The 25,782-nt window shown below is 57.1% G+C and carries 18 protein-coding genes; 4 read left to right on the top strand and 14 right to left on the bottom strand.

All coding sequences use genetic code 11. From position 1 onward, the window contains the following. Positions 1–428: 428 nt before the first annotated feature. The 12 genes from CDA63_RS05560 to CDA63_RS05510 form a co-directional block, all read right to left on the bottom strand. On the bottom strand, positions 429–818 hold the full coding sequence (locus tag CDA63_RS05560) for a hypothetical protein (RefSeq protein ID WP_088463455.1): 390 nt from the start codon (positions 816–818) through the stop codon (positions 429–431). 88 nt (positions 819–906) lie between these two features. After that, on the bottom strand, positions 907–2,193 hold the full coding sequence (locus CDA63_RS05555) for a helix-turn-helix domain-containing protein (protein WP_088463454.1): 1,287 nt from the start codon (positions 2,191–2,193) through the stop codon (positions 907–909). A gap of 486 nt (positions 2,194–2,679) precedes the next feature. Next, entirely contained in the window at positions 2,680–3,090 is a 411-nt protein-coding gene (locus tag CDA63_RS20355) for a hypothetical protein (protein ID WP_126546749.1), read from the bottom strand. 374 nt (positions 3,091–3,464) lie between these two features. After that, complete coding sequence (aroF, locus tag CDA63_RS05550) at positions 3,465–4,478, bottom strand: 3-deoxy-7-phosphoheptulonate synthase (protein WP_088463453.1); 1,014 nt, start codon at positions 4,476–4,478, stop codon at positions 3,465–3,467. A gap of 82 nt (positions 4,479–4,560) precedes the next feature. Continuing rightward, a complete protein-coding gene (trpA, locus tag CDA63_RS05545) occupies positions 4,561–5,337 on the bottom strand; it encodes a tryptophan synthase subunit alpha (RefSeq protein ID WP_088463452.1) in 777 nt (258 codons plus the stop codon). 106 nt (positions 5,338–5,443) lie between these two features. Further along, entirely contained in the window at positions 5,444–6,640 is a 1,197-nt protein-coding gene (gene trpB, locus CDA63_RS05540) for a tryptophan synthase subunit beta (protein WP_088463451.1), read from the bottom strand. Next, positions 6,637–7,281, bottom strand: a complete 645-nt coding sequence (locus CDA63_RS05535) for a phosphoribosylanthranilate isomerase (RefSeq protein WP_242434558.1) — start codon at positions 7,279–7,281, stop codon at positions 6,637–6,639. The genes trpB and CDA63_RS05535 overlap by 4 nt, the downstream gene beginning before the upstream one ends. A gap of 129 nt (positions 7,282–7,410) precedes the next feature. Further along, on the bottom strand, positions 7,411–8,196 hold the full coding sequence (gene trpC / locus CDA63_RS05530; protein WP_088463450.1) for an indole-3-glycerol phosphate synthase TrpC: 786 nt from the start codon (positions 8,194–8,196) through the stop codon (positions 7,411–7,413). A gap of 108 nt (positions 8,197–8,304) precedes the next feature. Beyond that, the gene (gene trpD / locus CDA63_RS05525; RefSeq protein WP_088463449.1) at positions 8,305–9,297 is read right to left on the bottom strand and encodes an anthranilate phosphoribosyltransferase; all 993 of its coding nucleotides are present in this window, start codon (positions 9,295–9,297) and stop codon (positions 8,305–8,307) included. Positions 9,298–9,483: 186 nt separating this feature from the next. After that, on the bottom strand, positions 9,484–10,050 hold the full coding sequence (locus CDA63_RS05520) for an anthranilate synthase component II (protein ID WP_088463448.1): 567 nt from the start codon (positions 10,048–10,050) through the stop codon (positions 9,484–9,486). Positions 10,051–10,145: 95 nt separating this feature from the next. After that, positions 10,146–11,561 (bottom strand): anthranilate synthase component I family protein, encoded by a 1,416-nt coding sequence (locus tag CDA63_RS05515; protein ID WP_088463447.1) that lies wholly within the window; start codon positions 11,559–11,561, stop codon positions 10,146–10,148. A gap of 307 nt (positions 11,562–11,868) precedes the next feature. After that, complete coding sequence (locus tag CDA63_RS05510; RefSeq protein WP_088463446.1) at positions 11,869–13,308, bottom strand: alpha/beta hydrolase-fold protein; 1,440 nt, start codon at positions 13,306–13,308, stop codon at positions 11,869–11,871. A gap of 952 nt (positions 13,309–14,260) precedes the next feature. Here CDA63_RS05510 and CDA63_RS05505 point away from each other — a divergent pair. From CDA63_RS05505 to CDA63_RS05495, 3 genes are all read left to right on the top strand, one after another. Beyond that, positions 14,261–17,284, top strand: coding sequence for a SusC/RagA family TonB-linked outer membrane protein (locus CDA63_RS05505; RefSeq protein ID WP_088463445.1), 3,024 nt, complete (start codon positions 14,261–14,263; stop codon positions 17,282–17,284). 160 nt (positions 17,285–17,444) lie between these two features. After that, positions 17,445–18,869, top strand: coding sequence for a RagB/SusD family nutrient uptake outer membrane protein (locus tag CDA63_RS05500; RefSeq protein WP_317044038.1), 1,425 nt, complete (start codon positions 17,445–17,447; stop codon positions 18,867–18,869). A 94-nt stretch (positions 18,870–18,963) separates the two neighbouring features. Beyond that, positions 18,964–19,764, top strand: coding sequence for a SusE domain-containing protein (locus CDA63_RS05495; protein ID WP_088463444.1), 801 nt, complete (start codon positions 18,964–18,966; stop codon positions 19,762–19,764). 425 nt (positions 19,765–20,189) lie between these two features. Here CDA63_RS05495 and CDA63_RS05490 read toward each other — a convergent pair whose 3' ends face one another. Next, positions 20,190–21,296: a T9SS type A sorting domain-containing protein gene (locus CDA63_RS05490; RefSeq protein ID WP_088463443.1), complete on the bottom strand. Its 1,107-nt coding sequence runs from the start codon at positions 21,294–21,296 to the stop codon at positions 20,190–20,192. Between the two features lie 355 nt (positions 21,297–21,651). Between CDA63_RS05490 and CDA63_RS05485 the strand changes: the two genes are divergently transcribed. Continuing rightward, positions 21,652–22,503 carry an N-acetylglucosamine kinase gene (locus tag CDA63_RS05485; RefSeq protein ID WP_088463442.1) on the top strand — a complete coding sequence of 284 codons (852 nt, stop codon included), beginning with the start codon at positions 21,652–21,654 and terminating at the stop codon, positions 22,501–22,503. A gap of 188 nt (positions 22,504–22,691) precedes the next feature. On the opposite strand, the gene CDA63_RS05480 is transcribed toward CDA63_RS05485, so the two are convergent. Then, positions 22,692–25,583, bottom strand: a complete 2,892-nt coding sequence (locus CDA63_RS05480) for an alpha-amylase family glycosyl hydrolase (RefSeq protein ID WP_242434557.1) — start codon at positions 25,581–25,583, stop codon at positions 22,692–22,694. Positions 25,584–25,782: the final 199 nt, after the last annotated feature.

Below are 25,782 nucleotides of genomic sequence, written 5' to 3'. Positions count from 1 at the left end.
GAATCAAAACATCTTGACCTTTATTTTTTAAGGTCTAAATCCACCAAATTTGCTTTTTTTGTCAACGAATCTATGTATTTAATACCCTACATCCAGGGGGACACACCTTGATTGAATGAATTACCTTCTTTTTTTACCCCTGTTTCAGAATATCTACTTTTACCACTAAATCTGATAGCTTCTTCTGTTTTCTACTCGGCGAGGTAAAAATACAACAGTCAGCGTACGCTTTACCTACCTGTTTCCTCACTGAGTCTCCTATTCCGGGCTGACTTTAGAGGTTGTATTTCGTGCCGGCTCACCCGCCTCCGGGCGGCGTTGCTCAGCCAATAATCGGGCGAATAGCGGCCGGTGCATAACCTGGTTTGCCGGAACTGAGGGCAGGGCGATGGTGCTGAGTACTATTCACAACCCAGCCGACCGCCTCATTACTTTTGGCCGTTGGGTTCGTACCCCATTCCCAGCCGAGTGTCACCGGTGATGCGCAACTTAAGATTGGCCGTACGGGCCGACGGATTAAGGACCAAGGCCGCAGAGCCTGCCAGGAAGCGCAGCGTTGCCGCCTGCCCCGGCTGCAGGATGGCACGCCCAAATACGCCGCCCCCTTTAGGACGCTCCCGTAACTCAACCGGGACGTTGCCTACGTTGTGGGCCACCACTTTGAACGACCCAGGCTGCCCGCCACCCAGCACGAATTGTTTGCCGGACTCGATGAACAGGTTGGAGTTGATACCGGCCCGGCAAACGGAGAGCAGACCACCCAGCCCAATGAGCAGGCACGGCCCCAACAGGGCACGAAGAAACAAGAAACGGCGCATATCACAGAGAGCTAGGGTGAACGATGCCCCAAAACAACTACCTGGCAGCAGCCCGAGCGCCCCGATTTACTTTCCGGGACGTCCCGATTTATGGTTTGGCACCTGAGCCAGGTTCGGCTTCCAGCTTCTTGGCCACCGCGCTGGGCGTGGTACCGCGCAGTTTCCGGAATACCCGGTTGAAAGTGGATTTCGAATTGAAGCCCGCCTCCAGGGCCACCGCCAGCAGCGTGTAATGCCGGAACCGCGGGTCACGCAGGCGCCGCTCGGCCTCCCGCACCCGATACTCGTTGGTAAAATCGTTGAAGTTCTGTCCACAGCCGGAATTGATAACCCTCGATAGCCAAGAGGTATTGGTCCGCAATTGGGCAGCCAGCTGCCCTAACGTGAGCTCGGGTGCCAGATACGGCCGCGCCGTTTCCATGTGTTGCAATAGCCGGGCAGTCCAGCGCGTCAGCTCTTCGGCCGCCTCAGTGGTTGCGGGGTCTTTGATGGAATCAAACGCTACCGGCACGGCCTCTGGTGTTTCCTCGGCAAGGGCTTCCGAGGCAACAGCATCGCTACTTGCGGTTCCCGTAGGAGGTTGAAAACGCAGGGACGCCAGCCGGTGCCCCGTGAGCAGGCCCGCTATGCTGAGGTAATAAATCAGCAGGCCCGTAAACAGGTAGTCGTACCACGCCTGATAATAATCAAGGGGCTGGATAAAATCACTGATAAGCGCGAATAGCAGCGTGATACTGGTACCCACCACCACGGCTATCAGCACGTTGCGCAGCCACCGGAACCGAATCTGATGCGTATCCGAAAAGTTGTCGTCGAGGTAATTGGCATAGGCGCGGTACTCGCGCAGGGTTCGTACGGCGTAGTAGAGCACCAGCGCGTAGCCTACTATACCAACCAATAGGTCAATGGGTTGGCCATCGGCCCAGGCAGCCAGTGGACCTTTGGTGCCAAAGTGGGCGAAAAACGGCCGCCCGCGCCAGCCGTGCCACCAGCCCAAATCGTAGGCCAGCACCACCAACCGCCAGCCCAAGTACAGCAGCGCCGGCAGAAAGTGCCGCCAATGCATACCGCCAAACCGAAACTGCTGGTTGGTGAGACTTCGAAAATAGAAGTACAGCACCGGGCCAACTGCCAACCAATTGCTGAATGGGAAGTAAAACATGAACACGGTGCGCCCGTCGTGCGCGTCGTACCAGCCCGCGAAACCCAGCATCCACTGCGCCAGCCGAACCGCAAACAGCAGCAGCAGCAACGCCAGCCAAGCATCAGCCGCCGATTCCTCGCGCCGGCTGCGCCATCCGAGCACCCCGCTCACCACCACGCCCTGCACAAAAAACGGCAGTAGCAGGGAGCTATACAGGTTGAAGCTGAACATGGGTTTACTTTTAGTTTTGACTTCTATCTGATTTATTACACAATAAAGAGTTCACGCCAAAGACCCAACGTCAGCAACCAAAAATCAATTACTCTAACTCCTGTCAGAAAGCCGCGCAGACTCGTTAATAAACTAGCGCCGTTTGGCAGTCGAACAACATTTTCCAAATTGGATGGTTCTATTTTATTGGAGCATAGCAAAAAAGCGTAAAAAAGACCCGATTCCTGGCAGAAACGGGTCTTACTGTCTTTCAAAGGAGAAGGAAGGAATACATTTTCACTTTTAACTTCCTTACCGGCAATGATACTAGCTTCTACGATACATACAGCAATTAGTGATTGATTTAAAACACTGGCTCCTCACATTTAATATTGCAAAATATATTTAAATAAATAACAGCGTTTACAAAAAACGCGTATTGCGCTTTAATAACCGCCGATTTTTGGGAAATAAATTACCCTTTGGATTTAAGATATTTGTGCCGATTTAAGGCAGTAACAAGCCTACAATTGTACCGTCGAGCGTTGTACCATTGGCGAAACGAGAGGTAAAGCTGCCCGTCACCGCGTTTTTGCTGCCATCTCGAGTAGTGCGCCCACTAGCCTGCACCGCATCGCCCAGCTTTTCGGAATATACCTCCACTTGGTCGGTGATGTTAGCTCCAGCCGTTACCGGGCTACTTTGTTTGAACGTGATGCGAACGGGAGTGCCAGTATTTAATTTACCACTCACCACCAACAGGGCTGTGGGCCCCTGATAAGTAGCAAGGCCAATTTCCGTTTCAGGTAGCACATACGCAGGAGCCCCGCTTTCGCTAACATTAACTGCCGTACTGTACACTTTAGATGCAGGCTTTGGCTGTACTGTTTCTTTGCTTTGGCAACTATGCAAGACCATACAGGCAACGGAAGCGCTTACGAGTGTTAATCTCATGTTCAAAAAAGAGTAAATGATAATGCGTAGCGGGCAAGTTAGCACCCTTATTCATAAATCTGCGAACAACTGCAACCGGCCTTTTAATTCCGACTCTTCTTTTTCCTTCCTGCGGCTTCTTCTGCGGCCGACACCCCCCATACAAACTACGGATCAGGCCGATTCCTCGCGCCGGCTGCGCCATCCGAGCACCCCGCTCACCACCACGCCCTGCACAAAAAACGGCAGTAGCAGGGAGCTATACAGGTTGAAGCTGAACATGGGTTTATTATCATTTATTCGCTGTCAGACTATCTTTTTCAAAGACAAATAACAACGAATAACTGACAACGACCTACTTACTCTAACTCCTGACGCAGTGCGTACACCCGGCGCAAGTTGCGAATCAGGCGGGCCGACTCATCAAAGTTAAGCGTCTGGGCACCGTCGGAAGCGGCTTTCTCGGGGGTTTCGTGGGCTTCATAGATGATGCCATCGGCCCCGGCCATCACGCCGGCCAGCGCCATCGGGGCCACGTAGTCGCGGATGCCGATGCCGTGCGAGGGGTCGACGATAACGGGCAGGTGGGTTTTCTCCTTGAGAATCGGCACCGCGTTCAGGTCGAGCGTATTGCGCGAGGCCGTTTCGAAGGTCCGGATGCCCCGCTCGCAGAGAATCAGCTTCTCGTTGCCACCCGAAAACACGTACTCGGCCGACGAAAGCAGCTCCTCCAGTGTACCCGAAATACCGCGCTTGATCATCACCGGCTTATCGACGCCGCCCAGGGCATCGAGCAGGTTGAAGTTCTGGGTGTTGCGGGCGCCCACCTGGAACACGTCCACGTAGTCATGCATCTCCTCCACCTGCGACACCTGCATTACCTCGGTGATGATTTTGATGCCGCGGGCGCGAGCCATCTGGTGGAACAGCCGCAACCCTTCCATGCCCAGGCCGCGGAACGAGTAGGGCGAGGAGCGCGGCTTGTACACGCCGCCGCGCATAATGCGCACGTCATTATCCACGAGGTGCTGCATGATGCTTTCCATCTGGGCCTCGCTCTCGATGCTGCACGGACCGGCGGCCAGCGTTAGCGTGCCCTCCCCGATGCGCACGCCGTCGCCGAGGTCGAGCACGGTGGGGCGCACGCGCCACTTGCGGCTCACCAGCTTATAGTCGTCGGACACGCGGTGGATGTCCTGCACGCCGGGCAGCTGGCCCAAGCTGCGCAGGTCGATTTCGGCCTTGCCGATGGCCACGAGGTAGTTGGCCCGCTGGGTTTTTACGGCGGTAGACTTGTAGCTGAGGGCCTTTATTTTGGCTTCAATTTCCTGCTGGTTTTGCGCGGAAATTTGGGGGTCGAGTTGGAGAATCATCGGATGGGGAGAGGTGCTTTCTTGTAGAGGTTAGCGGGAAAGCATTTAACCTGATTTGCGGAGCGGATTGCGAAGAACGAGGTTATTGAATGATAGAAGAAACGAAAGCCGCTGCCGCCGCCGGAGCGTCATCAGCGCCTTCCAACGCCTTAATCAGGGCCGAGCCAATGATGGCACCTTCGGCGTAGCGGCAGGCGCTGGCAAACGACTGCTTATCCGAAATACCAAAGCCGATGAGGCGGGGATTACGGAGCTGCATATCCTCGATGCGCTGGAAGTAGGCATCCTGCACGCCCGCAGCCTGGGTGTTGGCCCCGCCCGTGGTGCCGGGGCCCGATACCAGATAGAGAAACGAATCGGTCAGCTCGTCGATGCGGCGGATGCGCTCGGGGGCAGTCTGGGGCGTGATGAGGAACACCGGCCGCAGGTTGTGGCGGCGGAAGATATCCTGGTACTCGGCTACGTAATCATCAAGCGGCAAGTCGGGCAGAATCACGCCATCGACCCCAGCGGCGGCGGCCTCGCAGCAGAAGTTTTCTACCCCGAACTGCATCACCGGGTTGAGGTAGCCCATGAGCAGAATCGGCGTATCGGGCACCGTGGCGCGGATACCGGCCAGCTGCCCGAACAGCACGCGCATGTTCATGCCGTTGTGCAACGCCACCGTGCTGCTGGCCTGAATCACTGGCCCGTCGGCCAGCGGATCGGAAAACGGCATCCCGATTTCAATCAGGTCGGCTCCGGCATCGGCCAGGGCTTTGAGCACGGGCACGGTTGAATTTAGCTCCGGGTAGCCGGCCGTGAAGTAGATGTTGAGCAGTTTCTTGTCCTGCTGGAAGGCGTTCTGGATTCGGTTCATGGGTTGGGTATGAACTGTCATCCTGAGCGAAGCGAAGACCTGGAAAGAAGCCAATCAACAACTGACACCTTCTTCAGTCCTTCGCTTCGCTCAAGATGACAGGATATTACATCAGGTCCTGCTGGATGTACGTTTCGAGGTCCTTATCCCCACGACCCGAAAGGTTAACAACCACCACATCGTCGGGGCCGGCGCCAATTCGGTCGAGCACGGCCAGGGCGTGGGCAGTTTCCAGGGCCGGGATGATGCCTTCGAGGCGGCTGCATTCGATTACCGCTTTCAGCGCGTCGTCGTCGGTTACGCTGAGGAAGCGTGCCCGGCCCGCATCGGCCAGAAACGCGTGCAGCGGCCCGATACCGGGATAATCGAGGCCCGCGCTCAGCGAGTAAGGCTCGGTAATCTGGCCGTCCTCATCCTGCATGAGCAACGTGCGCGAACCGTGAATAATGCCCGGCTTGCCCAGCACCGACGTGGCCGCCGAGTGGCCCGAATGCACGCCGTGCCCGGCCGCTTCCACAGCTACCAGCTGCACCTCCGGGTCTTCCAGAAAATGGTAGAATGCGCCGGCCGCATTCGAACCGCCGCCCACGCAGGCCACCACGAATTGGGGCAGCTCGGAGCCGGTTTTTTCGAGCAGCTGCTTGCGCATTTCCTCGCTGATAACGGCCTGCAACCGGGCCACCAGATCGGGGTACGGGTGCGGGCCCACCACCGAGCCGATGATGTAGTGGGTGTCGACGGGGTTTGAAATCCAGTCGCGGATGGCCTCATTGGTGGCGTCTTTCAGGGTTTTGCTGCCACTGCTGGCGGGCCGCACCTCGGCCCCGAGCAGGCGCATGCGGTACACGTTGGGCTTCTGCCGCTCCATGTCCACTTCGCCCATGTACACAATGCACTCCATGCCCATCAGGGCGCACACGGTGGCCGTGGCCACGCCATGCTGGCCGGCCCCGGTTTCAGCAATAATGCGGGTTTTGCCAAGCCGCCGGGCCAGCAAAATCTGCCCCACCGTGTTGTTGACTTTGTGGGCGCCGGTATGGCAAAGGTCTTCGCGCTTGAGAAACACGCGGGTATTGTACTTAGCCGACAGCCGCTTGGCTTCGAACAAGGGTGTGGGCCGGCCCACGTAGTCGCGCAGTAGCTGCTGATACTCCTGCTGGAACGCAGGTTCGGCCATGATGTCGAGGTATTGCTGGCGCAGCTCTTCCACGTTGGGGTAGAGCATTTCGGGGATGAACGCGCCCCCAAACTGGCCGTAGTAGCCGCGCTCGGTGGGTTGCTGGTAAGTGGGAGTAGTTGTCATGACAAGGAGGAAGTTCGGAGTGAATTGCCCGCTGCGGGGCGGGTGCGGAGTTGCGTGAGGAATGCCTGCAGCCGGACAGGGTCTTTGCGGCCGGGTGCGGTTTCAAAATGGCTGTTGAGGTCGAAGCCGTAGAGTCCGGGCAGCGTCAGCTGGGCCAACTCCTGGGCCTGCTCGGGGCCGATGCCGCCGGCCAGCAGGTAAGGCACCGGCAAATCGTAGCGCCGCAGCAGCTCCCAGTCGAAACGGGTGCCATTGCCGCCCGGCTGGGGCCCCAGCGTGTCAAAGAGAAAGTAGTCGCAATGCGGCACGTAGGGTTCCAGGACCGCAAAATCGACAGCCTCGCCCACCGCAAACGCCTTGATGACGCCCACGTCGGCCGCCCGCAGCTCGGCGCACTGCGCGGGTGTTTCGTCGCCGTGTAGCTGCACCAGATCGAGGCCGTAGCAGGCCACCCGGCGCAAGATTTCGGGGGTACTCTCGTTCACGAACACGCCCACTTTGCAAAGCGTTGGTGGCAGGCTTCGCAGCAGCTCCCCCTCCAGTTCCTGGCCCACAAACCGCTTCGATTTCGAGTAGAAAATGAAGCCGATCAGGTCAGGTTCGAGGCCCGCCACTTCCTGAATGTTTTCGGCGTATTTCATCCCGCACACCTTAATATGCAGCGGGGCAACAGCAGACAGCGAGGATTCAGGTAACATGGCAAAGGTATTTGAGGAGCCAACAACGGAACGGTGGCGAAGTTTGATGCAGGACGAAGCCGGCGCTGCGTCCTATAACTGCTGCACCAGGGCGGCGCAGGCCAGCTCGGGGCGGGCGTGGCGCATGAAGGCCTCCCCCATCAGGAAGCCCCGGTAGCCTACTTCGCGCAGGGCCCGGATGTCGGCGGCGCTGGTCAGGCCGCTTTCGGTCACCTTCACGTAGTCGTTGGGAATGCGCTGGGCCAGTTCGCCCGAGGTGTCGAGGCTCACGACGAAGTCGTGCAGGTTGCGGTTGTTCACGCCTACCAGGCTCACGGCGTCGGGGTGCAGGGTTTTGTCGAGCTCCTGGGCATCATGGATTTCGAGCAGCACTTCCATCCCCAGGCTTTTGGCCAGCCGGCCCAGGCGCAGCACTTCTTCGCCCGAGAGCACGGCCGCAATCAGCAGCACGGCGTCGGCCCCAATGCTCTTTGCCTCGATAATCTGGTACTCGTCCACCACGAAATCTTTGCGCAGAATGGGGCAGAAATTGTAGCGCCGGGCCGTGGTCAGGTCCTCGTTTTTGCCGCCGAAAAACTCGGTATCAGTAAGCACCGACAGCGCCGAAGCGCCCGCCTGCATGTAGCCCAGCGTGGTACGCTCGACCGGCGCGTGGGCATTTATCACGCCTTTGCTGGGCGACTTGCGCTTGAACTCGGCAATGATACCGCTCAAATCGTCGCGCAGCAGGTAGCGGCGCAGGCTTAGCGGCGTCGCCTCCATGTACAGGCTGGTTTCCAACAGCTTCACCGGCACCAGGCTCTGGCGGTCGGCCACTTCGCGGCGCTTATGGGCAATTATTTTATCGAGAATGGTCATGGTTTTTGAGCTATTAGCTGACAGCTGATAGCTGTTAGCTTGATGTTCAGTAGTATGAACGGAGTTGGATTGATTGAGCCTGAATCTGACAGAACGAAAAGCTAACAGCTAGTGACTGTCAGCTAACAGCTTAAGAGCCTTTCTAGCCCGGCCCGTATCCAGGGACTCGCGGGCGGCGGCCAGGGCTTCGGCGAAGCTGAAGTTGGGCTCGCGGCAGCTAATGGCCAGCGCAGCGTTGGCCGTTACCACGTCGCGCTGGGCGCGGGTGGCGCGGCCTTCAAGCACCTCTACGAACAGGCTTGCCGATTCGGCGGCGGTACGGCCACCGGCCAGCTCCTCGGGGCGTGTGGCACTCAGGCCCAAATCGGCGGCCGACACCACCCGCTCGCCTTCGGGCGTGGCCAGCTTGGCGGCCGCCGTTAGCGAGAGTTCGTCGTAGCCATCGAGGGCGTGCACCACGGCGTAGCGGGTATCGGTTTGCTGGAGCAAATAGTGGTAGAGGCGCAGCAGCTCCAGGCTGAAGGTGCCGGCCACTTGGAATTTCGGCCGGGCCGGGTTCACGAGTGGCCCCAGAATGTTGAAGAACGTACGTACGCCCAGCTCGCGGCGCACCGGCCCGGCGTGGCGCATGGCCGGATGAAACGAGGGTGCGTGCAGAAAGCAGATGCCGGCCCGCTCCAGCTGCCGCTTCAGCCCGTCGTTGTCAGCCGCCAGATCAACCCCCAACTGGGCTAGCACGTCCGACGAGCCGCACACCGACGACACGCCAATGTTGCCGTGCTTGGTGACGTGGTAGCCCGCACCCGCCACCACGAAGCAGGCCAGCGTGCTGATGTTGAGCGTATCTTTGCCGTCGCCACCGGTGCCCACAATATCAATGGTGTCGCGGGTGCCCAGCTCCGGGTCGCGGCTCAGACTCAGCAGCGCGTCGCGAAAACCGGCCAGCTCGGGCACCGAAATGGGTCGCATCCGGTACACGCTCATAAAGGCGGCCATTTCGGCGGCGTTGGCTTCGCCCTGCCCGATGCGCAGCATGGCTTCGTGGGCCTCAGCGTGCGTAAGCAACTGCTGGTCGAAGAGTTGGGTGAGAATATGTTTCACAGAATCACTGATGTTGCTGATGATGGGATTTTGTAGATGGGAACAGTTGGTTTGGGCGTGTCATGCTGAGCCGAGCCGAAGCCTCTCTACCAAAATGGTAATGTCAACTACCTTGGCAACGAAGCGGTAGAGAAGCTTCGGCTGCGCTTAGCATGACACTGTTCATTTTACCAGGTGCTGATGTCCTCATTTCAGCCAGTTGCGCAGCATTTGGTGGCCGTGTTCGGTGAGAATGGATTCGGGGTGGAACTGCACGCCGCGCACGTCGTACTCGCGGTGGCGGAAAGCCAATACCTGACCGTTCTCATCCACGGCCGTTACTTCCAGCGCCGCCGGCACCGACTCGGACCGGACGCTCCAGGAGTGGTAGCGGCCTACCTTAAAGGTATTGGGCAGCTCATCGAACAGCCGGTCGGGGGCTGTAAGGTGAGCGTCGGTGGCGAGGCCGTGCAGCACCTGGGGCAGGTTGTACAGTTCGCCGCCGAAGCTTTCGGCCAGCCCCTGATGGCCCAGGCACACGCCCAAAATACGCTTGGTGGGCGCGTAGCAGCGGATAATCTCCGGCATCAGCCCTGCCTCGGAAGGCAAGCCCGGGCCTGGCGACAACAGCACGGCGTCGTACTGCGCCACATCGTCGAGGGCCAGCTTGTCGTTGCGAATCACGGTTACGTTGTCGCGGTGCCCCAACTCGCGTAGCACCTGCACGAGGTTGTAGGTAAAGGAGTCGTAGTTGTCGAGAACGAGGATATTCATTGGGTATTAGTTGTCAGTTGCTAGTTGTCGGATTATTGGCGGTCAAAAGGCAACATGAAAGCCTGAAAACTGACAACCAATAACTGACAACCCATTTATACCTGCTCCGCTTCCAACAATGCCTTGCGCAGGGCGGCTAGCTTGTGATGCACTTCCTGGAGTTCAGAATTGATGTCGGAGGCGGCCACTACGCCGGCCCCGGCCTGGAAATAAAGCCGGCCGGCGGTGCTTAAAAAGGAGCGGATCATGATGGCGTGGTTGAAGTCGCCGTTGAAGCCCAGGTGGCCGATAGCCCCGCCGTAGTAGCCGCGGGCGGTGGGCTCCAAACCGTCGATGAGCTGCATGGCGCGGTGCTTGGGCGCCCCCGAGAGCGTACCGGCCGGAAACGTGTCGGCTACCACCTGCAACGAGTTGGCCCCCTCGGCCAGCCGGGCTTTCACCTCGCTCACTAGGTGAATAACGTGAGAGTAGAACTGGATTTCGCGGAAGGTTTTCACTTCCACCGCGTCGCCGTGGCGGGCCAGGTCGTTGCGGGCCAGGTCCACGAGCATCACGTGTTCGGCGTTTTCCTTAGGGTCGTCGGCTAGCTGTTGGGCCAGGGCGGCGTCCTCGGCATCGTGGCCGGTGCGGCGGAAGGTGCCGGCAATCGGGAACAGGCTAGCCTCTCGACCCTTGATGCGCACCTGGGCTTCGGGTGAGGAGCCGAAAATCTTGAACGCGCCGTAATCGAAGTAGAACAGGTAGGGCGAGGGATTGATGGAGCGCAACGCCCGATATACGTTGAACTCATCGCCCGAAAAACCCTGCTCGAAGCGCCGCGAAAGCACGATCTGGAATACGTCGCCGCGGTGGCAGTGCTGCTGCCCGGCCGCTAGCACCTGCAGGAACTGCTCATCGGTCTGGTTGGTCTGCTCCTCCCCTTCCGTCTTGAACTTGAAATCGGGCAGCGAAGGATTGCGAATCAGGTTCACGAGCCGTGTGAGGCCGTCCTCATCCGCCGGCTCGCCTTCGAGCGTGTGCTCGAACACGTAGAGTTCGTTGCGGAAGTGGTTGATGGCAATAACGTGGCGGTAGGTGCCGTAAAGAATATCTGGAATTTGGCCGGCGGGTTGCTTGTCGGGGTTCAGCGTAAGGTCCTCGAAGGCCTGCACGGCTTCATAGCCCAAGTAGCCGAACAGCCCGCCGGTGATGAAGTCGTGGCCCGTATCCTCGGTTTTGAAGGCGGCGGTAAACTCCTGAAGCCGGCCCAGCGCCGCCCGGGGCGAGTCGAGGGTTTCGGTTTCCACGGTATCGTCGGGCAGGCGCAGCGTCAGCTCCCGGCCCCGCAGCTCGAAGCGGGCCAGCGGATCAAAAGCCAGGTAACTGAAGGCGTTCTGCTGGCCGTGATAGTCGGAGCTTTCGAGCAGCAGGCAGTTGGCGTACCGGTCGCGCAGGCGCAGGTACAGTCCTACCGGCGTTACGGTATCGGCCAGTACGCGGCGAAAGCGGGTGGTCAGGGAATAGGATTTCATGGGCGGGCTGGTTGCGGGGAAGTGGAGGCCAGCACCGGGCACAAAAAAAGCCCGGCGGGGCGGCCGGGCTGACTCTGGAGCAGTTGCGAAAGAAGAAACAGGTCTCGGTTCTAACGCACGCACAGGTTGTCCCGTCCGGAATTTCCGTAGGGCCACCACCAGATCTGCTGCGTCGTCGAGAAAGTCATTGCAAAAAACTGATTTGGGTCGTTGAACGCTGCAAAGCTAGCCACGGTTGCCGGCCCCGCAAGCAAAACCCCGATTTTTTTGCTTGCGGAGTAGTCGGTGAGCAGTGTTAAAGTAACGTCTACTCCTTCACCAACGCCTGCGAGCCTTTGCGGCCGCCGGCCGATACACGCAGCTGATAGAAGCCCCTGGCCAGCCCACTAACATCGATGGCAGCGCCGTTGCGCAGCTTTTCGCGCAGCACGACCCGGCCGCTCGTGTCCATGATTTCGACGTGGACGGCGCCACGCGCATCGGCGGGCAGCGTTAGCGTCAGGCGGCTTTGGGCCGGGGTGGGGTAGGCGCTGAAGGCTAGTGGGGCTGGTCGACCGGTGGCCGTAGCCACGGCCGGCGCGAACAGCCACTGGTAGGCCGCCGAAAACTCGCGCCGCCAGAACCATTCGGCGTGCTGGCCATCGGCCACGGCCTGGTAGCTGAGGTTGCGGGCTGGTACACCGACGCGGGCCAGCGAATCGTGCATAGCGCGCATCAGGGGGGCCATGGTGGCGCTTTCGGTGGTGCCACTCACAAAGTAGAAGCGCGTATCGGGGTTGGCCGGATGCTGGCGCAGGTAGGCGAACAGAGGTTGCTCGGCAAACCAGAAGGCCGGCGAAAACGCGCCCACCTTGCCATAGACCAGCGGATATTTGAGGGCCGCATAGGTCGAGATGAGTCCGCCCATACTGCTGCCGGCCACACCCGTAAACTCGCGGCCCGTGAGAGTGCGGTACTGGGCATCGACGTAAGGCTTGAGGGTCAGGACCATGAAATCGACGTACTCGTCGCCCTGGCCGCCACCGTACTGGGCATTTTTCCAGGGCGACATCTCATTCAGGCGCTCGGCTCCGCCATTATCCACGGCCACCACAATGCTACCGGTGGCATCGAGGCCCTGCTCCTGGAGGCGGCTCAGGGTTTCATCTACGCCCCACTCGCCCGAAAAGCTCGTGCAGGCATCGAACACATTCTGGCCGTCGTGCATATAGAGCACCGGGTAGCGCTTGTTTGGGGCCGTGGCGTAGTCGTTAGGCAAATACACCCATACGCGACGGGTGCGACCCAGCTGGGGCATGGCAAACGACTCACTGATAACGCGCACGTTGGGTTGCAAGGCGGTGCTCACGCACGGAGCCGGACCACTGCTGCCCTGGTCTTTCCAGCCGGCCACCTGCCACTCTACTGTGGCCGGGCTACTGCCGAGCGTGTAGCTGCGGTTGCTAATGTCCTGCTGGCGGGCATCAGCTTCAACGGTGGCCCAGGAACCACGGGTGAATTTGAACTCCACCTTGCCCGTTATGTTAGCGGGCAGCGTGAGTTGGTAGGTGCCATCGGCGGCCGGGCTGGGCGCGAAGGCGTAAGCCGGGTTGTTGGGAGTCCAGTTATTGAACGAGCCAGCCACGTAAATAATGGCCCCAGCAGGGGTACTGGTCGGCAGGCTGGTGAGCCGGAAGGTGGTTTGGGCTTGCAGTGCGGAGCAGGTAGCCAGCAGCATTGGCAGCGCCAAAGACAGAAAACGGTTCATTGATTTTTTAGGGTTGCATGAGTGGTTGGCCCCGCAAGCTACACCAGCTGTATCAACCCGCCTGATTTCCGCTTGGGGAGGTTATTGAAACGGCCCCCATGTAGCCATTTTTGCCCTAACGCAACCTGCATTTTTCCCAGAAAACCATTCCACCGAAAAAATCAGACTCACCTGGCAAGCAGTAAGTAAGCCCTCACAAAGGATGCGTGACACAAGCTCAACCGCGGGGGTGTTGAAGCAACCAAAACGAGCCTTCTGTAGAAGTGGACGAATCCTGAGATATATGCAAAAAACATTGTAGTAACGTCACAATTTTCAACGCACAAACTACTGCTGTATTAACATCAACCATTCCTCTATTCACCAGATTAACTTTAATGATCCTGTCTCTTGCTACCATTCTATAGGTAGCAGGAAGTCCATTCAGATCAATACAAGCCCACTAGGGAACTGAAATAGAAGTTATGAAGCATTTTCCAACTTCCTATATCCAGATTTTGTATCCGGACAACAGAATTGCTGGCTCCCGCACTTAGCCATAGCAATAGGGCATTGCATTTAGTCAATTCAAAACCAGCGCCTGGGCAACCGGCAACCGGTCCGATAGTGCTGGCTAGAAGCGCTTTTACCACTTTTTCATCCTGTCAACCTTCAAGCATGGCGCCCCAATCAGTCAGTTAACAATGCACAACTAACCATCCTCAATCTAATAACCCACAAAATACAATTATAACTAAACCGATTTTACACTACCCAAGCGTTGTTTTTGTGCGCTTTTACACGTTAACTTGCGCTGTTTATTAACATTTTGGTGCTGTTGAACGCGGCTGTTTGCTCCCGGTACAGAAGGGGTCACTTACTTCGTCAACCCCCGACCACGACTCCTGGTTAGGACCACTAAATTCCCACTTCGGCTTCGCCGGAAAATCACTTCACCCCTAACACTTTTTCCATGAAACACCCTTATCTAGCGAAATTGGTGCTGCCAATCCTGTGCGCAGGCGTAGGCATGAGCAGTGCGCACGCTCAGGGAATCGGAACGGTCAGCGGCCGCGTACTGGACGAGAAAGGCGACGGACTACCCGGCGTAACCGTACTGATTGAAGGCTCCTCGCTGGGCGGCTCCACTAACTCCGATGGTACGTACGCCATCCAGAACGTACCGGCCGGGCCGCATACGCTCATTCTGTCGTTCGTGGGCTTCTCTACCCAGCGTCAGGCCATAAATGTAACCGCCGGTCAGAACACGGCCGTGGCCGCGCTCAAGATGTCGGAAAACAGCACCCTACTCAATTCGGTGGTGGTAGTTGGCTACGGCACCCAGCGCAAGCAGGACCTGACCGGGGCCGTGGAGCAGGTAACGGAAAAGCAGTTCGTTAAGGGCCAGGTATCAAGCCCCGAGCAGCTTATTCAGGGCAAAGTGGCGGGCCTGCAGGTAGCCACCAACGGCGGCGCGCCAGGCACTGGCTCTTCCATTCGTATCCGGGGCGGCTCGTCGCTGAGCGCTTCCAACGATCCGCTCTTTATTATTGATGGCGTGCCGGTTGATAACCGGGGCATCCAGGGCACCTCCAACCCGCTCACGCTCATCAACCCCAATGACATTGAGAGCGTAACCGTTCTCAAGGACGCTTCGGCAACGGCCATTTACGGCTCCCGGGCTTCGAACGGCGTGATTATCGTGACGACCAAAAAAGGCCTGCAGGGCGAGACGTTGCGCGTTAATGTATCGACGCAGAACTCGGTTTCTACACCTTACCAGTATTCGGACCTGCTCAACGGTGACGAGTTCCGGGCGCTGGTAAATACCCGGGGCAACGCCCAGCAGAAGGCATCGTTGGGTACGGCCAACACCGACTGGCAGCGCGAAATCTACCGCACAGCCTACACCACCGACAACACCGTGAGCCTACTGGGCTCCGCAGGTAACCTCCCGTTCCGGGTTTCGGGCGGCTACCTCAACCAGCAGGGTCTGCTGAAGCAGAACGACCTGAAGCGCTACACCGGCTCCATCGGCCTGACGCCAGTGCTGCTCAACGGCAACCTGCGCGTTGATGCCAACCTAAAAGGCTCTTGGATCGATAACAACTTCTCCAACCAAGATGCGGTGGGCTCCGCCGTTCGTTTCGACCCCACCCAGTCGATCCGCTCCACGGAGTCGCGACTGGCTCGCTATGGCGGCTATTTTGAATTCCTTAATAACGATGGCCTCGTCGAGCCGCTGGCCACGCGCAACCCCGTCGGCCGGATTGAGCTGAGCCGCAACCGCAGCACCGTGAAGCGGAGCATCGGCAACGTGCAGCTCGACTATAAAATGCCTTTCCTACGGGCGCTGAGTGCCAACCTGAACGTCGGCTACGACTACCAGCAGGGCCAGGGCACCGACGTTGTAAAGCCGAACTCCGCCATTCTGAACGGTGGCCGCTTAGGCCGCAACAACCAGTATCGTGAAGAGAACCGCAACCGCCTGCTCGAAGCGCTAGGTAAGTACAATGCCGAGCTAGGTATTGGCCGGGTAGACGCTTTGGCGGGCTACTCGTACCAGAATTTCAGCTACCGGACCTACGTGTTCGACGACCGGTTGGCTAATGGCGACCTCAACAACAACCAGCGGGCCGACCGCCCCATCAATGGCCGCGAGTACTACGACCCCAGCTACAACCTGCAGTCGTTCTTCGGGCGGGTGAACTACAACATCAAGGACAAATACTTATTCTCGACTTCCTTCCGGGCCGATGCTTCGTCGCGCTTCGCTGAGTCGGAGCGCTGGGGCTACTTCCCAGCCGCTTCTGCCGCTTGGCGCCTGAAGGGTGAGGAATTCCTGGCAAATTCGGAAGCCATATCGGAGCTAAAAATCCGGCTGGGCTACGGCCAGACCGGCCAGCAGGACCTAGGTAACGACTACGCCGACTACTACGGTTACCAGGCCCTTTACGATCCTAGCCGCGTAACGGCCCAGTACCAATTGGGTGGCCAGTTCATCACCACTCAGCGCCCGGCCGCCTACAACGCGTTCCGCACCTGGGAGAAAACGACGACCTACAACGTCGGCTTGGACTACGGTTTCCTAGATAACCGCTTCACGGGTTCCGTTGATGTGTACCAGCGCGACACCCGCGACTTGTTGCTGACGGTGAACCTGCCCGCCGGCTCCAACCTGTCGAATGCTTACAAAGCCAACGTGGGCAGCCTCACCAACAAAGGGGTAGAAGCGTCGCTGAATGTGGCGGCCGTACGAGGCGAGCGGTTCAACCTGAATTTCAACGCCAACGCCACCCTCAACCGTAACAAAATCACGGAACTGGATGCCAATTCGGCTAACAACCCTAATTTCCGGGGCTATGAAACCGAAGGTATCGATGGCGGCGTAGGTAACAACATCCAGATCAACTCGGTGGGTTACCAATCCAACTCCTTCTACGTCTATCAGCAGGCGTATGGTACCGACGGCAAACCTCTCGATGGCGTAGTAGTGGACCGCAACGGAGACGGCGTTATCAACAGCCTCGACCGTTACCGCTACAAGTCGTCGCGGCCGCAGGCGATTCTGGGTTTTGGCTCAAACGCCAGCTACGGCAAGCTCAACTTGGCCTTCACGATGCGCAGCAACCTCAACAACTACGTGTACAACAACGTCCGTTCGCAGGCCATCTTCGTGCAAAACTCCAACGGTTTCGTCAACAACTTCAACCGCGAAGTACTCGACAACAACTTCACCAGCACCAACCCACAGGTTATCCAGTCGGACTACTTCGTAGAAAACGCCTCGTTCCTGCGGATGGAGAACATCTCATTGGGTTACGATTTTGGCAGCATCTACAAGGAGAAGGCGAACCTTCGTGTCTCCTTTGCTGTTCAGAACCTATTCGTCATCACCAAATACAAGGGACTTGATCCTGAAGTGTTTAATGGAGTTGACCGGATCATTTACCCGCGTCCGCGTGCCTATACGGTCGGTCTGAATTTCGGCTTCTAAAATCCCACCCCGATGAAAAATAAATTTACCCGTAACGCCGCCACCGCCCTGTTGGCCCTGGCCCTGTTGCCCCTCTCCTCGTGTTTGAACGAGCTGGACCAGACGCCCTCTTTCCAGGATAACACGGAGACCGTATACAAGGACCCCGTAAAGGTTAAAGGTGCCTTGGCCCGCCTCTACGCTACGCTGGCTGTTAGCGGTCAGGAAGGTCCGGCCGGCGCCCGATATCGTGGGCATCGACGAAGGTTTCTCCAATTACCTGCGCCAGTATTGGAAAGCGCAGGAGCTGACCACCGATGAAGCCATTATCGCTTGGAACGATGGCTCGCTGCCCGACTATAACAAGGTGACCTGGAACTCCAGCAACGAGTTTGTGCGGGCCATGTACGACCGTATTTTCTACCAGATTTCCCTCTGCAACGAATTCATCCGGCAGACCAGCGACGCTAAAATCGACGAACGGGGCTACAGCGAAGCCGAGAGAAGCAACGTGCGGACCTACCGGGCCGAGGCGCGCTTCCTGCGGGCGCTCAGCTACTGGCACGCCATTGATATGTATGGCGATGTACCGTTCTTCACCGAAACCGCTAACGTAGGCAGCACGCCGCCACCCCAAGGCAAGCGGGCCGATATCTACGCCTATGTGGTGAAGGAACTGCAGGAAATTGACGGCGACCTAATCGCCCCGAAAACCGAGTACGCCCGCGCCGATAAAGCCACGGCTTGGACGTTGCTGTCAAAGGTGTATCTGAATGCTTCGGTGTACACCGGCACGGCCCGTAACACCGAAGCCGCTACGTATGCCAAGAAAGTATTGGACGCTAACGTGTACAAGCTGGCTCCTACCTACAAGAATCTCTTCTTGGCCGATAATGACAAGGGTGCAACGCGCGACGAAGTTATCTTCCCGATTACCTTCGACGGCTTGCGTACCAAAACCTTCGGGGGCATGACGTTTCTGATCCACGCCTCGGTTGGCGGGGAGATGAAGCCGAGCAACTTCGGCATTAATGGCGGCTGGTACGGCTTGCGGACCAAGAAGAACTTGGTAGACCTATTCTCGGCAACCGATCCGCGGGCCATGTTCTTCACTGAAGGGCAGAACAAGGAAATCAACGACATTTTCAGCTTCACCGATGGCTACGCCGTGTCGAAGTACCGGAACGTAACTACTGCTGGCGTTGCTGGCTCGGATGCGACTGGCGACTTCCCGGACACCGACTTCCCAATGTTCCGTCTGGCCGACGTGTACCTGATGTATGCTGAAGCCGTATTGCGCGGTGGTGCGGGCGGTTCACTCACGCCCCTACAAGCTGTCAACACTGTCCGGGCGCGGGCTGGGGTTCCGGCGCTGGCCACCTTATCCTTGGATGATGTGCTGGCCGAGCGGGGCCGGGAGTTGTATTGGGAAGGCCACCGCCGGACTGACCTGATTCGCTTTGGTAAGTATGTTGCTGGTTATAACTGGCCTTTCAAAGGCGGCGTCAAAAACGGTCAGGATGTGAATACTAAGTATCGCCTCTTTCCTATTCCGGTTACCGACCTGACGGCGAACCCGAACCTGAAGCAGAACCCCGGTTACTAATCCGGCGGTTAAAGTAGCATAGAGCGGAGTAGCTGCGCTATTGGAGCTGCTCCGCTTCTACATTTCTTTTTCACCTCCCACATCTCATTTTCCCATGAAAACTTTGTTCGCAAAAGTTGCTGGCTTGGGAATGGTTGCCACTATGTTCTTCGCCTCCTGTGAAAAGGAAGGGGATAATGTGACCATTAACCAGACGAGCGTTCCTCAACTCACAGCTTCTACCACCACTCCGGTGTTAAGCAAGCCGGATGCCGATAAGCCGGCCGTAACTTACAACTGGAAGCCTGCCAGCTACGGTTTCGCGGCCGCGCCTTCCTACACGCTCGAATTCGACGTGAAGGGCAACAACTTCAAATCCGCACGCACTATCGGCGTTGGATCGGCTACCAAATACACGCTTACAGTTGGTGAGCTGAACGGAATTTTCAACGATTTGAAGCAGGCTCCGGATAAAGCCTCGGAGTTGGAAGTGCGCCTTAAGTCAACGTTGAGCGCCAATGCGGGCTTGGCAACCTCCGCTGTTAGCTCGGTAAAGGCTACGCCTTACGAAAGCCGCGAATTGCCCAAGGATGTTTGGGCTATCATCGGTGCTGCGACGCCCGGCAGCTGGGACAAGGACACACCCATGACGTACGACTTCGACAAAAAGGTATGGGTAGTAACGTTACCGCTCGTAAGCGGAGAGTTTAAGTTTCGGGCTAATAATGCTTGGGCGATTAACCTAGGCGATGCAGGAACTGGCAGTGCTACCGGTGCGGGTAGAGAGTTGGTTTACAACGTAGCCCCCACGCCTAACCCACCAAATTTGGTAGCCCCCGCTACTGCCGGCACTTACACTATCACGCTCGATACAAATGCTTCGCCGAAGCCTATGTACACCATTCGCCCTCAGTAAGCCCCTCCGCTTGACTGATGTCAGTTGAGTGAATAGTTTAATGGCGAAAGTAAAGGCCCCACTCGAACTTTGCGAGTGGGGCCTTTACTTTCGCCTGAAATCACTCACGTTTTAGCCCCCCAAAACCCAATCGCTCCTCATTGCAAGTGTTGGTCACCAATTATCGGCTGGCTCTTGTGATAAGCCAACATTTGCAGCTGTCACCTATCTACTCGGCTGATATTTTCAGGCGATGAACTTCAGTCACGATCAATCCACTTCATCTTTAAATCAGTAGCTCAGCCAGCCACTAGAAAAACTGGCTGTCAGTGATTGAATGCAGTAATCGGTTGGCCATTTGATAGTTACCCCCTAGACTACCAGGCAAAAAAAGAAGGCCCAGCAAATGCTGGGCCTTCTTTTTAAACAGTTAATACGAAGTGCAATTATTGCACAATCAGTTTCTGGCTGGTGCTCTGCTCACCAACCTGCAGCTTCACGAAGTAAGCACCGGAAGCCAAACCACTGAGTGAGTACTCGTTGGCACCGGCCTGTTTGCCGGCTGCCAGCGTACGTACGCGCTGACCAAGCGAGTTGAACACATCGAGGGCAACCTCCTGCTGGCCGGGTACCACATACGATACGGTAGTAGCCGCGCCCACGCTTGGGTTAGGGTATACGCCGAACTTAAGAGCGGTAGCAACGGCGCTTTGGTTAGCCGTTACAACAGCCGCGTAATCGATGCGCTGAATCCCGGGCAGCGTAACGAAGTTCGGATCAGTCCCGAAGTTACCCTCCGCATTGGTACCGATTGGAAGTACCTGCGGAGCCGTATTACCGATAACCTGTGGAATCACATCGGAAGAGAAGAATCCACCATCACCGCCATTCTGGGCTGCGAACAGCTGGATAACAGCGCCAGCGGTAATACCGAGGTCGGCTTTATCCAATTCAATTTCCCATCCCTCAACACCAGTGTTGGTAGTCAGAAAATCTTTGTTGAGGAAGGCCATACGGGTCTTGCTAAAGCCCCCGGTGATGCCACCAGCAACAGTAGTGCTAACCGTCCTAACAGTGCCATCAATGGGTAGATCACCCGTGAGCTGGTTGTTCGCTTTTCCAGCCGTTACGTTGGTGTAGTCAATGATGCTGGTAGAAGAAGCCGTTGCTCCACCTTTCGTTCCGAAAGCGTAGTCCACTTCCATTTCCATAGTAGGGGCAGCCTTTTCAAACGAAGTTCCAGTGATGTTGCTAACCGGCAACTTAGTACCCAGAGCCACGCCCGTCTTGTTGGGCAGGTTCATGTAAATCTGGAATGAGTTACCATTGGTTTCCAACGCGCCTACGAGGGCGATATACAATTTGGTCGCCGTTGTTTTAGCGTAGAGAGCCGTCAGGCCATGGTTGCCAAAGCCCCGTACCGTGCTGTTGTATTCGCCGATTTTAGTGTAGCCTTCAGCCGCCTGCACTTTGCCGTCGAGAGTCTGGGCCTGGGCCGAGAAAGAGCCAGCCGTGAGCAGCCCGAGAGCCGCGAGAGTAAAAACTTTTTTCATAATAAAAGAAGAAAAGAATGTGGGTGAAATGTCACAAAACTCAGCATCCGACGAATAGCCAGACACTTTGTTTCGCGTTATAAAAATAGTGTTTTAGCTCGGAAAATCGATGTTTACTCTAAAAAAATATATACATTTTATATATTGATAGTCAGCTATTTACATTCTAAGCAGCACCGTAGCAGTCATCCTGTATCAACGGTCACTCTTTGAGTTGACCGAAAAGACGAGTAATTCAGCCGCGAGCCATTTTTTTCTACCGAAAAGTTTTCCGTGTTTCGTTCTTCTCTGCCGCCATGATGGCCTTACTGGCCTTCTGGCACGCGCTTTTTTTCTTCACTTTTCAGACCCTGATATGATTCTTATTGCCGACGGTGGCTCGACCAAGAGCAGCTGGTGCCAACTCGACGAAACGGGCCACCGCGTGTACTTCAACACCGAGGGCTACAACCCCGATTTCATGAAAACGGCCGCCGTGGCCGAATCGCTCGACCATAACTTACCCGATAACCTGCCCCGCCCCGACGTGACGGAGGTGCACTACTACGGAGCCGGCGTATCATCTGCAAAAAAGGCCGAAGTACTGGCCGCCGCCATGCGCCAGATTTTCCCGAACGCTCAGGTAACCGTTGACCACGATTTGCTGGCGGCCGCTCGGGCATTGCTGGGGCGCAAACCAGGTTTCGGCGCCATTTTGGGTACAGGCACTAACTCCTGCCTCTATGATGGACAGAAGATTATTCACAACGTCGACTCGCTGGGCTACTTTCTGGGCGACGAAGGCTCGGGTTCGTTCATTGGTAAGCGCCTGCTACGCGACTACCTGCGCGGGCTGCTGCCCGAGGGACTGCAGGATATTTTCCAGGAGGAATTCAACCTAACCCGCGAAGACATTCTGGACCGGCTCTACAACCAGCCTTTGCCCAACCGCTTCCTGGCCAGCTTTGCCAAGTTCACTTACGACCATAACAACATTAGCTACTGCCGCGAAATTGTGCTGCAGGGCTTCGAAACCTTCTTCGACAACATTGTAGCCCACTACCCCAACTACCAGGACTACACTTTTAACTGCATCGGTTCGGTGGGCTACAACTTCCGCGACGCCCTCACCGAAGTAGCCCTGTCGCACAATATGGAAGTGGGCAAAATCATCCGCTCCCCCATCGACGACCTCGTAGCTTTCCACGAAGCCGAGCTGAGCGCTTAGGCTGTTAGCTGTTAGCTGTTAGCTGTTAGCTGTTAGCTGTTAGCTGTTAGCTGTTAGCTGTTAGCTGTTAGCTGAAGAAACGAAGAAGGCCCCGCACTCAGTTGAGTGCGGGGCCTTCTTCCATGTAAAAGAATTGGATTAACTGAAAGAGAGCTAACAGCTATAAGCTCTCAGCTAATAGCTGAAAATTAATGATTTACCACCAGCCGAATCGACTGCTGCTGCGCGCCGGCGTTCAGGCGCACCAAATATACTCCGTTGGCCAGGTTTTGCAGGGGCAACTCCAGGGTTTTGGAACCGGCCGACTGGCGACTGACGGGCAGGGCTTGCACCGTGGCGCCAAGCAGGTTGGTAACCGTTACCTGCACCATAGCGGCCTGGGGCAGTTCGTAGCGGAGCTGGGCCACCGAGCCAGCCGGGTTGGGCTGGGCCGTAAGCTGAAGCACGGCAGCGCTGGCGCGCTGGCTGCTGAGCACGGTGCCGGTCGGCAACACGATTTTACGCGAGGTGTAGACCGCGAACTGGCCGGGGGCCAGCGTAAGTGGAGCCGACGTATTGGTTACGGTCAGGGTTTCGCCGGTCAGGTAGTTGTACCAGGTGCCGGCCGACTGGAAGTCGGGCACTAAGGTAGCGGTCTGCACGTCGAAGTTGCCCACGATGGTCACATTCAGGCGGGGGTCGGTGAGGTGCAGGCTTTTAACTGCGCCGTTCAGATTCTGGGTGAAGCTGGCGGGGTTCTCGAAGGCTGGCTCCTGCACTTTCAGGGCAATCAGGCTGCGGTACACGTCGTAGAGGTGGCGGCGGTCAGCTTCTTTGTAGTAATCCCAAAGGATGGGCTTGTTGCTGAGTTTGCACTGATCGTTTGCCTGGTAGGGCATAGGAACGGTGCCATCGGGGCACTGGAAGATGGACTTGTCGTAGCCGACTTCGCCGAACTGCCAAATCATTTTTGGGCCGGGTACCGTGAAGAAGAACGCGCCCGCCATTTCCTGGCGCTTGAGGGCAGTGCTCAGGTTTTTCACCGAGTACGAGCCCGAACTGTTGCCAAAAGTGAGGTTTTTGTACATCAGCCGCTCCTCATCGTGGCTTTCCATAAAGGTAATCAGGTTGGGCTGGCTCCAGTTACGGGCCTTGTAATAGCCACCGCTGAAGTTGGATTTACCGTTTTCGTGGTAGCCCATAGTGGCTTCGTTGTACGGGTCGGTCATCTTGCCCCACAGCATCAGGCCCATGTCCGACAGCACCTTCTCCTCGTCGTTGCTGCCCAAATGCTCCAGAATGGCGTACGAAGTCGGCGACACGCTCACCTGGTAATCGTGGTAGTCTTTCCAGATATCCACCCGCGACTGGTCGTACTGGTTCCACCCATTCACATCGGTCGACACTTTCTGGGTGAAGCCCTTGCTGAGGTCGAAGCGGTAACCGTCGATGTTGTAGTTCTTCAACCAAAACTCGATAACCTGCTTGCTGAAGTAGCGGGTGAAAGGGCTTTCGTGGTTGAAATCATAGCCCACGTTGAAGGGGTGGGTAGCCGTGCGGTTGAACCAGGGGTTGTTGGTAGCCGGGTTGCCATCTTCGAAATACATCTGCACCATTGGGCTCTGGCCGAACGACTGGTTGAGCACCATGTCGAGCACTACGGCAATGCCGCGTTTGTGGCATTCGTCAATAAAGCGCTTCAGGTCGTTTTTGGGGCCGTAGTACTTATCGGGCGCGAAGTAAAACGACACGTTGTAGCCCCAGCTTTCGTTGCCCTCGAACTCGTTGACGGGCATCAGCTCAATCACGTTCACGCCTAGGCGCTGGATGTAGGCCAGCGTATCGGTTAGGGTTTTGTAGTCGTGGCGGGCCAGGAAGTCCCGCACCAGCAGCTCGTACACTACCATGTCCTCTTTCTTGGGACGCTGGAAGTTGGTGTTCTGAAAGACGTATCCCGGGGCATTGGGTTGCAGCACCGACACGAGGCCGGTGGTTTTACCGCTCGGGTAAGCTTTCAAGCCAGGGTATACTTCGGCCGAAATAAACCGGTCGTTCTGGGGGTCGAGCACCTTTTCGGTGTAGGCATCCGGCACGCGCAGCTGGCCATCTATCAAATACTGGTAGCTGTATTGCTGGCCTGGCGTCAGGCCATCGACCTGTACCCACCAGCGGCCATTCACCGAATTGTCGGGCTGGCCAGCGGCGTCGGGCGTGCGCTTCATGTAGCCGGCGGCCGTGGCCGTCCAGTCGTTGAATTCGCCGATAACGTGGACGAAACCCTTGTTGGGCGCGGTCAGGCTGAAAATGGCTGAGGTACCATTATTAATATAGGTTACTCCATCGCGCTTGGCCGTAGCGGGCAGCGCGGCTACGGTTACGGCTTCGCGGGTTTGCAGCGCCAGTTCGGCGGAGGCCGTAGCGGTGCCTTTGGTGGCGGTGAGGCGCAGCGTGTTGCTGCCGGCCTGGGTGAGCGTAACGTTGGCCTCAATGGCCGTGGCGTTGGTAGCAGAGGCTATCTGCGTGCCGTTGAGCAAAAGGGCCAGGTCGGCGGCCACGGCCGAGGTGCCTTTTACGAGCGTAGGCGAATTCAGCGCGAATACAAACGGGCCGGAGCCGCTGGGCTGGGTGAAGCGCAGGTCGAAATCGTTCTGGGCTACGTCTACGAAAATGTCGCCGCCGGGGCCGCGACCCACGATGGAGCCATCGGCGTTGCGGAACACCATGGCCAGCTTGAGAATCTGCTCGGCGGCCGGCACGTTGTACCAGGCCCGCACGCTGGGCGTGATATTGATGGTGTAGATATTCGGGTTGGTGGTGCTGCGCGTGAGCTTCACCGACGGGTCGGGCGCGTTGAAATTGGTGAACTTGACGTACTTCCAGTCAGACGGATTGCTGCTCAAGTTGGTGATGACACCCGTATGCACATACACGTCGCCGGTGAGGTTGGCTAGTGCTGCATTGCCCTGGGTGGCATCAAAAGTGAGCGTAACGGCCTTATCGGCCGTGAAAGAGGTGGGTTGAGTGGTGACTACCTGAGCCCACGAAACCGGCGTAGCGGCTCCGAAAGCCAGCAGGACCAGCAAGAGTCGAATTATTTTCATGAAGAATTGAGTTGGGAATTTTAATGGAACAAAAAGCTTCCATAGTGCTATATTGACTTGAAACTTCATTCAAAAGCGTCAATGCAGCACATTGGGGCACTAAATATACAACCAGGCAGTACTAGTTACCAAGTCAATAGCCGCATTTCTCGTAGCTTTAAACAGTTTTTCACCCCTCGCTCATCCGTGACGCTGCTCC

The organism is Hymenobacter amundsenii (assembly GCF_002204745.1).
GTDB classification, from domain to species: domain Bacteria; phylum Bacteroidota; class Bacteroidia; order Cytophagales; family Hymenobacteraceae; genus Hymenobacter; species Hymenobacter amundsenii.
Note: the sequence above shows the minus strand (reverse complement) of the source record. Positions and strands in the feature narration are given on the sequence as shown.

Excerpts from the sequence above, each read along its gene's own strand:
- CDA63_RS05560 (WP_088463455.1), bottom strand. The coding sequence starts at position 818 with ATGCGCCGTTTCTTGTTTCTTCGTGCCCTGTTGGGGCCGTGCCTGCTC.
- CDA63_RS05555 (WP_088463454.1), bottom strand. The coding sequence starts at position 2,193 with ATGTTCAGCTTCAACCTGTATAGCTCCCTGCTACTGCCGTTTTTTGTG.
- CDA63_RS20355 (WP_126546749.1), bottom strand. The coding sequence starts at position 3,090 with ATGGTCTTGCATAGTTGCCAAAGCAAAGAAACAGTACAGCCAAAGCCT.
- aroF (WP_088463453.1), bottom strand. The coding sequence starts at position 4,478 with ATGATTCTCCAACTCGACCCCCAAATTTCCGCGCAAAACCAGCAGGAA.
- trpA (WP_088463452.1), bottom strand. The coding sequence starts at position 5,337 with ATGAACCGAATCCAGAACGCCTTCCAGCAGGACAAGAAACTGCTCAAC.
- trpB (WP_088463451.1), bottom strand. The coding sequence starts at position 6,640 with ATGACAACTACTCCCACTTACCAGCAACCCACCGAGCGCGGCTACTAC.
- CDA63_RS05535 (WP_242434558.1), bottom strand. The coding sequence starts at position 7,281 with ATGAAATACGCCGAAAACATTCAGGAAGTGGCGGGCCTCGAACCTGAC.
- trpC (WP_088463450.1), bottom strand. The coding sequence starts at position 8,196 with ATGACCATTCTCGATAAAATAATTGCCCATAAGCGCCGCGAAGTGGCC.
- CDA63_RS05520 (WP_088463448.1), bottom strand. The coding sequence starts at position 10,050 with ATGAATATCCTCGTTCTCGACAACTACGACTCCTTTACCTACAACCTC.
- CDA63_RS05515 (WP_088463447.1), bottom strand. The coding sequence starts at position 11,561 with ATGAAATCCTATTCCCTGACCACCCGCTTTCGCCGCGTACTGGCCGAT.
- CDA63_RS05510 (WP_088463446.1), bottom strand. The coding sequence starts at position 13,308 with ATGAACCGTTTTCTGTCTTTGGCGCTGCCAATGCTGCTGGCTACCTGC.
- CDA63_RS05505 (WP_088463445.1), top strand. The coding sequence starts at position 14,261 with ATGAAACACCCTTATCTAGCGAAATTGGTGCTGCCAATCCTGTGCGCA.
- CDA63_RS05495 (WP_088463444.1), top strand. The coding sequence starts at position 18,964 with ATGAAAACTTTGTTCGCAAAAGTTGCTGGCTTGGGAATGGTTGCCACT.
- CDA63_RS05490 (WP_088463443.1), bottom strand. The coding sequence starts at position 21,296 with ATGAAAAAAGTTTTTACTCTCGCGGCTCTCGGGCTGCTCACGGCTGGC.
- CDA63_RS05485 (WP_088463442.1), top strand. The coding sequence starts at position 21,652 with ATGATTCTTATTGCCGACGGTGGCTCGACCAAGAGCAGCTGGTGCCAA.
- CDA63_RS05480 (WP_242434557.1), bottom strand. The coding sequence starts at position 25,583 with ATGAAAATAATTCGACTCTTGCTGGTCCTGCTGGCTTTCGGAGCCGCT.